The 13,327-nt window shown below is 46.4% G+C and carries 13 protein-coding genes; 5 read left to right on the top strand and 8 right to left on the bottom strand.

Annotation, left to right across the window (positions count from 1 at the left end; genetic code table 11):
- From E5342_RS15810 to E5342_RS15795, 4 genes are all read left to right on the top strand, one after another.
- Window positions 1-530 (top strand): transposase (locus tag E5342_RS15810; protein ID WP_135959752.1); only part of this gene is annotated, 530 nt, incomplete at its 5' end.
- Between the two features lie 263 nt (window positions 531-793).
- Window positions 794-1,930: a C10 family peptidase gene (locus E5342_RS15805; protein WP_121735682.1), complete on the top strand. Its 1,137-nt coding sequence runs from the start codon at window positions 794-796 to the stop codon at window positions 1,928-1,930.
- Window positions 1,931-1,942: 12 nt separating this feature from the next.
- Entirely contained in the window at window positions 1,943-2,356 is a 414-nt protein-coding gene (locus E5342_RS15800; protein ID WP_135959751.1) for a hypothetical protein, read from the top strand.
- A 330-nt stretch (window positions 2,357-2,686) separates the two neighbouring features.
- Window positions 2,687-3,517, top strand: a complete 831-nt coding sequence (locus E5342_RS15795; RefSeq protein ID WP_121735684.1) for a DUF6261 family protein — start codon at window positions 2,687-2,689, stop codon at window positions 3,515-3,517.
- 75 nt (window positions 3,518-3,592) lie between these two features.
- Here the strand turns inward: E5342_RS15795 and E5342_RS15790 are convergent, their stop codons facing one another.
- Complete coding sequence (locus tag E5342_RS15790) at window positions 3,593-4,594, bottom strand: malate dehydrogenase (protein WP_121735685.1); 1,002 nt, start codon at window positions 4,592-4,594, stop codon at window positions 3,593-3,595.
- 154 nt (window positions 4,595-4,748) lie between these two features.
- Here E5342_RS15790 and E5342_RS15785 point away from each other — a divergent pair, with 154 nt between their 5' ends.
- The gene (locus tag E5342_RS15785) at window positions 4,749-6,578 is read left to right on the top strand and encodes a YgiQ family radical SAM protein (protein WP_135959750.1); all 1,830 of its coding nucleotides are present in this window, start codon (window positions 4,749-4,751) and stop codon (window positions 6,576-6,578) included.
- A gap of 139 nt (window positions 6,579-6,717) precedes the next feature.
- On the opposite strand, the gene E5342_RS15780 is transcribed toward E5342_RS15785, so the two are convergent.
- The 7 genes from E5342_RS15780 to coaBC all read right to left on the bottom strand — a co-directional run bounded on the left by E5342_RS15780 (window position 6,718) and on the right by coaBC (window position 13,316).
- On the bottom strand, window positions 6,718-7,098 hold the full coding sequence (locus tag E5342_RS15780; protein WP_121735687.1) for a RidA family protein: 381 nt from the start codon (window positions 7,096-7,098) through the stop codon (window positions 6,718-6,720).
- 29 nt (window positions 7,099-7,127) lie between these two features.
- Complete coding sequence (rlmB, locus tag E5342_RS15775; RefSeq protein ID WP_121735688.1) at window positions 7,128-7,874, bottom strand: 23S rRNA (guanosine(2251)-2'-O)-methyltransferase RlmB; 747 nt, start codon at window positions 7,872-7,874, stop codon at window positions 7,128-7,130.
- A 50-nt stretch (window positions 7,875-7,924) separates the two neighbouring features.
- The gene (locus E5342_RS15770; RefSeq protein ID WP_121735689.1) at window positions 7,925-8,515 is read right to left on the bottom strand and encodes a thymidine kinase; all 591 of its coding nucleotides are present in this window, start codon (window positions 8,513-8,515) and stop codon (window positions 7,925-7,927) included.
- Window positions 8,516-8,831: 316 nt separating this feature from the next.
- Entirely contained in the window at window positions 8,832-9,455 is a 624-nt protein-coding gene (locus E5342_RS15760; RefSeq protein ID WP_135959749.1) for a hypothetical protein, read from the bottom strand.
- A 75-nt stretch (window positions 9,456-9,530) separates the two neighbouring features.
- A complete protein-coding gene (recN, locus tag E5342_RS15755; protein ID WP_135959748.1) occupies window positions 9,531-11,195 on the bottom strand; it encodes a DNA repair protein RecN in 1,665 nt (554 codons plus the stop codon).
- A 7-nt stretch (window positions 11,196-11,202) separates the two neighbouring features.
- Window positions 11,203-12,114 (bottom strand): DUF4835 family protein, encoded by a 912-nt coding sequence (locus E5342_RS15750; RefSeq protein ID WP_135959747.1) that lies wholly within the window; start codon window positions 12,112-12,114, stop codon window positions 11,203-11,205.
- The gene (gene coaBC / locus E5342_RS15745) at window positions 12,111-13,316 is read right to left on the bottom strand and encodes a bifunctional phosphopantothenoylcysteine decarboxylase/phosphopantothenate--cysteine ligase CoaBC (RefSeq protein WP_135959746.1); all 1,206 of its coding nucleotides are present in this window, start codon (window positions 13,314-13,316) and stop codon (window positions 12,111-12,113) included. Before coaBC ends, E5342_RS15750 begins: the two co-directional genes overlap by 4 nt.
- Window positions 13,317-13,327 lie beyond the last annotated feature (11 nt).

Raw genomic sequence — 13,327 nt, 5'->3', positions numbered from 1 at the left:
TGAAATACAGCATTCTGTCAGATACAATGTATCAGACTCCCGACGGTTTTATGGAGGTCAGGATACAGCATGTGGAGTTTGTCAAGCAGATTAAAGGCAGAGAGGGCATACGCCATAAATCTCGTATAATCACTTATGTGGATGGCAAGAAGCGCAAACTGATATCATTGTTGACCAACGATATGGAATCTGACCCGGAAGAAATCATAACCATATATCGTCAGCGTTGGGAAATCGAACTGTTATTCAAACAGATGAAACAGAATTTTCCTCTGAAATACTTCTATGGCGAGAGCGCCAACGCCATCAAGATCCAAATCTGGGTGACGCTCATCGCAAATCTGCTGCTTATGGTGATGAAGAAGGGATTGAAACGCCAATGGAGCTTCTCAGGACTGGCTACTATGGTCAGGATAACACTGATGTACTACGTCGATTTCTACAGTCTGTTCAATAACCCCGAAAAGGAATGGGAAATCATTCTTTCCGAGGCTTCCGGAGCACCTCCTGAACCATCACTTTTTGGATAAGGGGCTTAAAAAAACAAAAAGGAAGACTCGAACACTGTAAAATCAGCGTTCGAGCCATACTTTATCGCATTTTCTGAGTTTTATCGGACAGCAATATAAAATAATAGACTTGAAACAACATCAATTTCAAAAAAATACGTTAACTTACGAACGATTTGAACCGGACTCAATCCTCCTCTTAAAATCTGGGGATTACTCTCAATAATCAGCACATGCTGTAAGCTAAATTTCATAGTGAAACCTATTCTAATTATTTTACACTTATGAACAAAAGTATTTTAATAGCATTATCGCTATCCGTTGGTGTAATGTTCTCTTGCTCTAATGAGGATATAAATATTCCTCAGTCGGAAGAGCAACCTCTAAACGAGAAGGTCTTGAGTATCGAAGAAGCAAGCACCCTGTTAAAAGGCTTTATAACGGATGTCCATACAAAATCCACTATATCCACAGAAATCAAAGGACACAAAGTCAAAGAATTTTATATCGATAACAAGGATGTATTACCTGTATCGGCAAAAGATACAATCGTGGTATATGAGTTCTTAACGGAAACTGATGGTCAAGAAGGATATGCAATCGTAGTAGGAGACAGACGAATCAATAGAGTTATCGCGTCTGTTCCTTTTGGCTCATTGTCTGACACATTGTTTATAGAGCCTTTACGGCTATATTTCAGATCTATTCCAGATTTCCTACGACAAGATTTAGCAGAACATTACGCAGGCGTCCAAAAGAAAATGATAGAAACAAAAATGACCGCAGAAACTTGCTATCATTTTCTACCGACCATTTGGGGACAAGAATCACCTTATAATCTAGGTTGCCCTACTGCTTCTTGTTATGATGGCCATTATCCAGCAGGCTGTATACCCATCGCAGTCGCACAGCTTTTAGCTTATTATAAGAAGCCTAGTAATTTAAGTTGGACTACAATATTAGCAAGTAGTACAGTTAAAAATTCTTCTAGCACAACGGTCAAAAATCAAGTTAGCGGTTTAATCGCAGAAATAGGGTCTCGTATCAATATAAATTATAGATGCAGTGGAAGTGGAATTCCCCAAGCAACCGCAGTGACCGCTATTCCAGAAGTTCTAAGATCCTATGGATTAGGCGCAGGGAGTTTCACCGCCTATAGCATTGAAAAATGTATCCAAAGCCTACAAAATGGTTATCCTATTTTATTCATGGCTCAAAGTTCTGAAGGTGGTCATGCTTGGATTTGTGACGCATGGAAACGACATATCTACGACAGCTCTACTTATTATGACTACTTAGATATGAACTGGGGATGGAGTGGTTTGTCCAATGGGTTCTTCTCCATAAATGATCCTTTATCATTTCCTACGGACAAAGCCACATTCAACAGTGATTTCAAGATATTGACAAACGTTCATTAAACCAAGAAGAATATGAAACACACAATCTTAATCCTCCTATCCTGCGCCCTGTTGAGCGCAGGATTCGCATGCTCCGATGACGACGAGCTCAAGGTAGATCCAAACGCTTTAGTTAATACCCAATGGGCGGCTCATGATACGATTCCCTGGATGGCCCTAGGAGTCTATCCACTTATCGGAACGTACAATCTCTCATTAGGAGAGACGGATTTCACGCTCGATGTGCAAGAGGTGGCCTCAAGGCAGCCTTGCTGGGCGAATGATACGACTTATCAAGTAACCGGGACTTACTCTTTCGAGCCTCCAATCCTATACCTGCGATCGGAAACAGAAACAATCGAGGCGAAGGTGAACTATAACATCACTGAAATTATCGTTGCTACCACACAGAATGAAGTCACGCTCCGGCAGCGATCCGCGAATTGAGCCTTGGGAGAAGGCCAACGGCCTTCCTCCTATTATCATATCGACCCCGAAATCGGACCTGCGACCCAATTGGAAGTCCGATTCCGGGGTCAAAATCATATCTCCAAACCGATTGATAGTGCCATTCCGACCTTGGAGTCACATTCCCAACCCGCTTGGAAGTCCCATTCCGACCTCGGAATCGCATTTCCAGACCGATCGCAGGGGTGATTCCGACCTCAAAATGGCTTTCGCCCCCCTTAAAGGACTATATCGAGAGAAATAAAGAGGATCTTACACCATTTCTTGAAAAGAATCGTATCTTTAACCAAATTTTAAAACAGAATGACCATGGGAACATTCCTTCGAAACAAAGACTACAACTTCATGAAATTGAACAATGCCGAGCACGGCGGGTTTATCAGCAAATTTCACAAATTGGCTTTCAACAAGACTGGTGATTCCGAATCGCCCGATGAGATCTCCCTGGAGGAAACGAATGCCTTGGGCATCCCTACCCGGCTGGAGCAAGCCTTGTCGCAGGATATGGCCTTGCTGACAGACAACGTTAAGGTATCAACCGCCAGTGAGGAGACGGCCCAAATGGAGGAAGTGGACAAGATACGGGACGAACGACTCGTCTTCCTCACCACCATGGTGCAACAACTGACAAAAAGCCCCATTGAAGCGCAACGCACGGCGGCAGTCAAGCTCGAAATGGTCACACGCCCTTATCAAGGAAGCGCATACCTGCCTGCCCAGCAGGAGACAACCACGATCCGGGGGTTGCTCAACGACCTCGCCAAGGGCGACCTGCCGGACTGCCTTGATACGCTCGGGCTGACCCCGGTAATCGTGGAGATGAAGGAGGCCAACGAACGCTATGATACGCTGACCAACCAACGTATGCTGGCACGCGCAGCCGCAAAAACGGAGCCTAGCAAGGATATCCGCACCCGCCTAGTGACAACCTACGAGGATATCATGGACTACGTCTTCGCCAATAACGTGCTCAACCCTACCGAGGAGCGCACGGCCTTGATCCGTAATGTCAACGCACTGATCGGCGAGGTGAGCGCAAGCTACAACCAGCGCGTCGCTCAAGTGAAAGCCGCCGCCGATCGGAAGACAACCACCGAGAGGCCCAAGCCGGAACCAGAGGAGCAAGAGCCTGGTTTATAAAAGAAAAAAGGTGTATCAAAAGCCCAGTGAACCGAGACTTTTGATACACCTTTTACCCATCTTTGGGGCAGATACTTACTGGATATTCGGATTCAATTTATGCCATTCGGAAATAGCGGGAAGCACGCCCATAGCGATCACCTCGTCGCGCAAAGCGCAAAGGTGCTTGTAGCTCTTCTCCAAGGCAGCCTCTTCTTCCGGTGTACCATGCACCTCTTTCAACGTTACGCCGTCTTTCGTAATCGAGGTCTCCCAAGCCATCATGATATGATCGAACTTTCCATTTGACACATAAGCGCCAGCCGGCCAACGGAACGGTTTGCCACCCATCGCCGCAGCGATCATCTCGATAGATACATACGACGGGCTTTGGAAGGAAGAACGGCCCCGCAAAGCGATAATGTTAGCGCCGCCCTTCGTAACCTTAGTTTGTATCTCCGCCCATTGATCTTTCGTCAAGGCATCCGTACCGATAAGTTCCGTCAAAGGCTTGCCATCCACCTTAGCGGTAGAGGCGAAAACAGCCATTTGCTCGCCATGACCGCCATACGTACGGCAATTCTCAACCTGATCCATAGAGATATCGAAATGTTTTGCCAACTCACTGCGTAAACGAGTAGAATCCAATGCGGCCAATGTCGTAACCTGAGATGGTCTCAAGCCAGAATACAATAAGGTAATCAAACCGGTAATATCCGCCGGATTAAAGATAACCACGATGTGCTTTACGTCCGGGCAATAAGCCTTTACATTCTTGCCGAACTCCTCGGCGATAGCGGCGTTTCCTTTCAGGAGATCCTCACGGGTCATACCGGCCTTTCTTGCGGCACCACCGGAGTTAACAATATATTTAGCGCCCGTCAAAGCCTCTTTGATGTCTGAGGTAAAAGTGATGTTTACACCCTCGAAACCACAATGGAATAATTCCTCGGCGACTCCCTCCAAGCCCGGCGCGTAAGGGTCGTACAAACAAATGTTGGAAGTCAGACCCATCATAATAACGGTCTGTGCCATATTAGAACCGATCATACCTGCTGCGCCGACAATCGTCAGCTTCTCGTCTGTGAGTGTTTTCATAAGAAACCTTGTTTTTAAATGTTTATTTTTCTTTTCGACACAAAGATACGAGATAGAGAACTCTTGTCCTAATCATAAAAACGAATTCCCCATAAATAAAAGTTATGAATAACGTCTCTATGATTATTCCAAGATTATCACGTACCTTTGTATTATGAAAACATTCAAACTAGACAATTGGTTGCCCACGACGAAGAAAGAAGTCGAGGCACGGGGATGGGATTACCTCGACGTGATCCTTTTCTCGGGAGATGCCTATGTAGATCACCCCTCTTTCGGGGTGGCCGTGATTGGTCGTGTATTGGAAGCGGAAGGATTACGGGTAGCGATCGTACCGCAACCGGATTGGCGGGGTGATCACCGGGATTTCAAGAAGCTGGGCGTTCCCCGGCTTTTCTTTGGTGTATCTGCCGGTGCCATGGATTCAATGATCAACCATTATACAGCCAATAAGCGATTACGCAGCGACGACGCCTATACGCCGGACCAACGTCCGGGAATGCGTCCGGACTATCCGAGTATCGTCTATACTAAAATACTGAAAGAATTGTATCCGGATGTCCCCGTCGTATTGGGCAGCATCGAGGCCTCATTACGCCGGCTTACGCATTACGATTATTGGCAAGATAAGCTATTACCGGGAATCCTAGCCAGCAGCCCGGCCGATTTATTGATTTACGGCATGGGCGAGAAACCGATCAAGGAATTGGTGCGCCGCCTAAAGTCCGGCATTCCTTTCAACAAGATCAAGGACATCTGCCAAACGGTTTATCTGGCAGACAAAGAGGATGCGAAAGACGATGATATCGTGCTTTTCTCACACGAGGAATGCCTAAAAGATAAATTGAAACAAGCGAAGAATTTCCGGCATATCGAAGAGGAATCCAACAAATACAATGCCTCACGTATCTTGCAAAAGGTAGGAAAGCAGGTGATCATAGTGAATCCTCCTTTCCCGCCAATGACAGAGGCGGAGATAGATGCCTCCTACGACCTTCCCTATACCCGCTTGCCGCATCCCAAATACAAAGGAAAAGTGATACCGGCTTTCGAGATGATCAAGTTCTCAGTGAATATCCACCGGGGTTGTTTCGGAGGATGCGCATTCTGTACCATATCGGCGCATCAAGGGAAATTTATCGCCTCCCGAAGCAAGGAATCGATCTTGAAGGAAGTGAAAGCGATTACCGAAATGCCCGATTTCAAGGGATATCTAAGCGATTTGGGAGGCCCTTCCGCCAATATGTACCGTATGAAGGGCAAAGATGAGCGGATTTGCGCCAAATGCAAGAAACCGTCCTGTATCTCCCCCATCGTTTGCAAGAACTTGAACGCGGATCATACGCCGCTACTGGATATCTACAAAGCGGTAGATCAACTTCCCGGAATCAAGAAGTCGTTTATCGGAAGCGGCGTACGCTATGACCTCTTATTACACCGTTATGCGGAAGAGCCCTTAAATAAGGCGGCCCAGACCTATACCGAGGAGTTAATCGCCCGCCACGTATCCGGTCGCTTGAAAGTGGCCCCGGAGCATACGCAAGACGGGGTGTTGAAACAAATGCGTAAACCGTCTTTCTCGCAATTCGGACAGTTCAAGAAGATATTTGATAAGGTAAACCGGCAATACGGGTTGAACCAGCAACTCATCCCCTATTTCATCTCCAGCCATCCGGGATGTACCGAGGCGGATATGGCGGAGCTGGCGGTGATCACTAAAAGCTTGCATTTCCAGTTGGAGCAAGTACAAGACTTCACGCCCACGCCGATGACATTGGCTACGGAGATGTATTATACCGGCTATCATCCTTATACGTTGGAGAAAGTATATACGGCCCACTCAAAAGAACAGAAGTTGGCACAACGCCAGTTCTTCTTCTGGTATAAACCCGAGTCACGCCGTCAGATCACACAAGTATTACAAAAGATGGGACGAAAGGATTTGATTGAGAAATTATTCGGACAGAGGCATAAAAAGCGATAAGGCTGAATCTCACGATCCAACCTTATCTTATTTAACCAAAACCTTAACTATGAAAAAATTTATTATGCTGTAAAGTAAACCTTTATTTGACATATACGCAAGCTTACCTCATATGTTCTACAGCATAAAACAAAAAAAATCAATCTTTCACGGCAATCACCTCGACCTCAACCAAACCATTCTTCGGCAGTGTCTTAACGGCTACCGCCGAACGTGCGGGAAACGCGCCTTCGAACTGAGAGGCGTATACCTCGTTCATAGCGGCGAAGTCACCCATATCCGCTAAAAACACAGTTGTTTTTACGACATCATTGATACTATAACCTGCTTCTGCCAAGATTGCGTGAACATTCTTGAACGCTTGGGCAGTTTGTTCCTTTACGGCTCCCTCAACGAAAAGTCCCGTGGCAGGATCGATACCCAGCTGTCCGGAAGCGAACAGCATATTACCTACTTGCACCGCTTGGCTATACGGACCGATAGCGGCGGGAGCGTTTTTTGTAGCGATAACTTTCTTCATTTCTTTCTCTGATTTATATACATAATATATTATTGTTGCTCGTTCATACGTTGGCGAACCACCTCGTACACCATAATTGAAGCGGCTACGGATACATTCAGAGAACCGATCGTTCCGAATTGCGGAATCTTTACCATATGATCACAGGTGCGCAAGTTTTCCGGAGACACACCCGTATCTTCCGCTCCCATCACGATCGCTACCGGTCCTTCATATTTCACCGTCGTATAATTCTCCGCCGCTTTCTCACTGGCGGCAAATACCTTCACTCCACTTTGTTGCAAAAAACGGATCGCTTGGTTGATACTCTTCTCCTTACAAACCGGCAATACATGCAAGGCTCCGGCAGAGGTCTTGATCGCGTCGGCGTTCACCGAAACGCTTCCTTTTGCCGGAATCACGATCGCATCGACCCCCGCACATTCACAGGTACGGGCAATAGCACCGAAATTGCGCACGTCCGTAACTCCATCCAGCAATACGATGAAAGGATCTTTTCCTTGCTCATACACAAAAGGAATAATATCCTCCAAACTCTGGTAGGTAACCGCCGACATGAAAGCGATCACCCCTTGATGATTCTTTCGAGTCAAACGATCCAAGCGCTCAGCCGGAACACGTTGTACCGGTATCTCACGGCCTCTCAGTACCTCAAATAACTCTTTGGATAGATCCCCTTGTAAATCCCTTTTCACAAGAATCTTATCTACCTCCTTATCAGCCTGTATAGCCTCAATCACGGCACGAATGCCGAACACCATCTCGTTTTCTTTCATACTTTTATATAACGCAAAACTATTAATTCCACAAATGTAGGGATAAATAATCAATTCTTCAAGCCTTCGGCTTTCGCATAACATTTCCGGCATAAAGGCTCGTATTCGGATTGTTCACCTAAGAGCACCCGTTTATTATTTCCCACGATACGATGGGACACGTAAGCCAAACGTCCGCATTTCACGCAGATGGCATGCACTTTCGTCACCTCATCGGCGATAGCGCACAACTCCGGCATAGGACCAAAAGGAATTCCCTTATAATCCATGTCCAGCCCGGCCACAATCACCCGGATTCCGTTAGCGGCCAATTGATTGCATACGTTTACCAATCCCTCATCGAAAAACTGAGCCTCATCTATCCCCACCACATCGATCTCGGAAGTAAACAATAGGATGCTGGAAGAAGAATCCACCGGAGTAGAAGGAATCGAATTACTATCATGCGAAACCACATTATCCTGCGAATAACGAGTATCAATCGCAGGCTTGAAAATCTCCACCCGCCGCTTGGCGAACTTAGCCCGCTTCAAACGGCGGATAAGCTCTTCCGTCTTACCGGAAAACATGGAACCGCAAATCACCTCGATCCGCCCTTGTCCCGGATACTGGAATATATGCTCTTCTGAAGGCAATGACATTACTTTCTCCTTTTTTGCCAGCAAAAGTACATAAAAAAGCGGAACATTTTACTGCAATGCCCGTGCAGTGTTACTGCAATAGGCATTGCAACGCCACTGCATAAGGCTTGCAGTACTACTGCAACCCAGGTTGCAGTAGACATTGCCTACCCTGATACAATCCATCAGTGTAAGGCATCGATCGTACGCCTCGTTATAACCAGGTATATCTTATGAGAAGAATTTAGCACTTAATCGATTTCCCACAGGATAAACTTATGGAACAATTAGATCCCGATAAATTTTTCCGGACGAACCGGCAGACAATCATAAATTACTAGGCCTTTCGCCCATTGCTATAATATCGTTCTTTTCTATCGTCCCGATCCTTCTTATTCTTTTTAGGTTTGGGCTTATCTGGTTTCCGATAGTCATGACGATGGTTGTCACGATCCCAATGTTTATCTGAGTCATGCCGGTCGTTTCTCCAATGATTGTCATGGTGAATGGTACCCCAGCGGTAATTCCAATAGTTATCCTCATAGCGACGGCAGTCATGGGACGGGCGACGATCCGGATATCTCGGATTCGCATACCATCCCCGATAATCATGGATACGTTGCGGATGCTCCCTTACAAAACGTACATATAGATTGAACTGGGCCGGAGTCAATATACGTTGGATCTTACGATCCCTTTCCATGCGCAAATCGTAAATACGACGAGCCGCCCAGTCCCAATACCGATAGTCGCGGCGAGCCTCCTTCTCTATCTTCTGTCCGTACTTATGGATGATCTTATGGTATTCCGCTGCTTGGCGAGCGGGCAAATGCATCGCTTGCTCCATCCAAAGACAATTTTGACAATGCGGCTCATTCCACCCAAAACTGATCCAAAACTGGCTGTAAGCGGGTAAACTGCACAATATAGCCAACACACATAATAAGCTGAATCGTTTCATGTCTTTTCAATTTTAAGTTAATAATAATGCGAATCGTTTGTTCTTTTATCTAAGACAGCCCTACTTCTGGAAGGTTTAATCCTTAATCCCTAACAAATCTTTCGCATTGGCTAAAGAAGCCTCCGTCAATGAGGCTCCACTCAACATGCGAGCCACCTCGTTCACACGCTCTTCTCCTTCCAATTGCTTGATACGGGTCAGCGTACGGTCTTTGGTATCCTTCTTATAAACAAAATAATGAGCTTGCCCTTTCGCCGCTATCTGAGGTAAGTGGGTGATAGCGAAAACTTGCATCTTCGTACCGAGTTCTTGCATGATATCCCCCATTTTATCGGCAATATCACCCGATACCCCCGTATCCACCTCATCAAAGATAATAGTAGGTAAAGCGGTGAACCCGGCAATCATAGCCTTAATGCAGAGCATCAACCGGGAGATCTCACCTCCGGAAGCGGTTTGGGCTACCAGCTGCAATTCCGCGCTCTTATTGGCAGAGAACATAAATCGGATATCGTCCATTCCATCGCTCTCCGGCTCTTTGCGAGGAAGGATGTCCACACGGAAACGGGTATTCGGCATCCCCAACGGAATAATCATCTTGACCAATTGCGAAGCCATCGCAGTAGAAGCGACTTTCCGCTGCTCGCTAAGCACGGAGGCTTGTTGAAGCAATTCTTTATACGAGGCATCCAACTGACTTTCTAACAAATCGATTTGTTCATCGAAAGAATCGATCGCACGCAATTGATCTTGGTATTGATTCCGTATAGCAATCAATTCCTCCACGGTAGAGACACGATGTTTTTGCTGGAGCGTATAAAGGATATTCAAGCGTTCGTTCACCCATTCCAATCGTTCCGGGTTGAATTCCACATCCTCCTTTAGAACGTCTGTCTCGGAAGCCAGATCATTCAAGTCGATATAAGCCGAGCGGATTCTCTCAGAGATCTCCTTGGCTTTCGGGAAATATCTTTCTAAGGAATCCACGGTGGAAAGGGCCTCCTTGAGTATTTGGATGGCTCCTTGCTCCTCGCCGTCCAAGAGTTCGGTTACCTTATATAAAGAGCTTTTGATCTCCTCCGCATGCGAGAGAGTTTCTTGCTCTTGCTCCAACTCATCCTGCTCATCCGGTTGAAGGTTGGCTTCGTCCAATTGCTCCAATTGAAAACGGATATAGTCTTCCTCCTGCTTGCTTTGAGCCGCTTTGTCCCTCAAATCTTTCAGTTCCCTTCGCAACGCCTGATAACGGGTAAATTCCTTCTTATAAAGAATGAGCAAGATCTCATTCTCGGCCATTACATCGATCACTTTCAGCTGGAAACGGTTATCGCCCAACAATAGGTTCTGATGCTGCGAATGGATATCGATCAAGCGGCTTCCCAATTCCTTTAAGATCGTAAGGGAAACCGGAGAATCATTGACGAAGGCACGGGATTTGCCGGAGGCATAAAGCTCCCGACGCAAGATACAGCTATCCGCATCGTACTCAAGATCATTACTTAGGAAGAAAGGCTCCAACTGATATTTTGAGACATCAAATACGGCCTCGATCACACATTTATCCGAACCTTTCTTTATACTCTTGCCATCTGCACGTTGTCCCAGCACCAATGACAAGGCTCCTAATATAATAGATTTTCCCGCTCCGGTCTCACCCGTTATCACCGAGAAACCTTTATCAAAGCGGATATCCAAATTGTCTATCAAGACAAAGTTCTGTATAAATAAGGATTTCAACATAACTATTTCACCTTACTGGTTTTTGAAGCTCTTCCAAGTGAGTGGATTGTGCCGGATAGATCTCGAACAGCATCTTATAGCCCTCTTGCCGCTCTTGGGTGGTCGCTTTCGAATAAATCGCGATGATCTCATCTAATTTAGCGTCGGCGAACATTTGTAGAAGTACAGAGGTAGGCCGAGCTTTCTTCACTTCCTGCAAAGCGGGAAGCGCTCCGATGATCGTCGTACGTCCGCGATCCGGATTTGCCGCCATTTCATCGAGTCCTTTCCGGTGATACGTGTACCACATTTCCCGGAAAGCGTCGGATGCGTTATCTTGAAGAGCTGTCGCTACGGCATGGCGATTCTGGTTGCTATCAAAAGCTTTCCAGCCTGTCCACGACATCTCGGACTGGGCCATGTTTACGATTTGCTGGGCCTGTTGTATATAGGCAGTTCCACCTTTCGGAGCGAAACTATCAAAATCAAGTCCCAAGATCACATAGACATAAAAAACGATAGTGGCCGTAAGATTGCTGGTCAGCGTATTTGAGTTATAGTCCAACGGCTCGCCCTCCGTATATTCAAAATCCAACTGTTGGTCCCGGAAATTTAAAAGAGTAGTTGTATAACTGGAATTATAGACCGGACGGCGGGCTTGTATCTGGATCTCGCTTTTGAAGTTCGTCTCATCCAATTCATTCACGATGATCGTCATCGTACAATCGATCTTCTCATTGACGGCAAACGTGGCATCCGTCCATTTCCGGTTATTCACGAACTCCGTCAAGGAGTTCTGCAAGGTCGTGAAGATTTGCTTGTTAGCGGTCGCGATCTTGTCTCCGTTCACCGTAATACGGGCGTTCAACTCTTGCGCCTTCCCACAAAAAGGAGCAGCGCAAAGCATGAATAGATAAAACAGTCTTCTTACTTTTCTCATTTCAATAATGTTACCAACTTATTTACGATATCAGAGGCTACCTCACTCTTCGTTTTGAGCGGATAGCTCGTTACTCCTCCTGCATTGTCGATAATCGTGATCTTATTGGTATCGCAACGGAAACCGGCACCTTGGTCTCGCAAAGAATTCAAGACGATGAAATCGAGATTTTTTCGCTTCAGTTTACCTTCGGCATAAGTAGCCTCGTCGTTCGTCTCCAAGGCGAAACCCACCATGACCTGTCCTTCCCGCTTGATCGCACCCAACGAGGCGGCGATATCCGGGTTCGGAACCAGATGAAGCGTCATCTCCCCCTCTGTTTCCCGTTTGATCTTCTGCTCGGAAGCATTCTCCGGACGGTAATCGGCGACAGCGGCACATAATATAGCAGCATCATTACTCGGAAATGCGGTCATCGCCGCTTGATACATCTCCCCCGCAGACTCAACATCGACTCGTTTGATACCCGGATGATGTGTTTTTAAAGAAACCGGACCGGCGACCAAAGTCACCTCCGCCCCTCTCTCCGCACAAGCTTCCGCTAAAGCGAACCCCATCTTACCGGAAGAGTAATTACCTATAAAACGTACGGGATCTATCTTTTCATATGTCGGACCTGCTGTTATTAAGATCTTTTTTTTTTCAAGATCTTTTTGAGCGGTAAAGAAGTCTTCCAAAACCTCGATAATCATATCGGGTTCTTCCATCCGGCCCTTACCAACCAAATGGCTCGCCAACTCCCCTTCGGCAGGTTCGATAATCCGGTTACCGAATGAACGCAAGCGCTCCAGATTCTGCCGGGTACTCGGATGAGCGAACATATCCAAATCCATGGCCGGAGCTACGAATACAGGGGCTTTACAAGAAAGATAAGTAGTTATCAGCATATTATCGGCGATTCCGTTCGCCATCTTACCGATCGTGGAAGCGGTAGCCGGAGCGATCAGCATGGCATCCGCCCAAAGCCCCAGATCCACATGGCTATTCCATGTACCATCCCTATTGGAAAAAAACTCACTGATTACAGGGTGGCTACTCAACGTCGATAACGTAAGCGGAGTGATAAACTCTTTTCCGGCCGGGGTGATAACCACTTGTACCTCGGCTCCTTTTTTCACCAATCCCCGGATGATATAAGCGGCTTTGTATGCGGCTATACTCCCCGTAATCCCTAATATAATATGTTTATTTTTCAATGTCATATATCGAATCA

The organism is Parabacteroides distasonis, from assembly GCF_004793765.1.
In the GTDB taxonomy this organism is placed as follows: domain Bacteria; phylum Bacteroidota; class Bacteroidia; order Bacteroidales; family Tannerellaceae; genus Parabacteroides; species Parabacteroides distasonis_A.
This window is presented reverse-complemented; position numbering and strand designations above follow the sequence as displayed.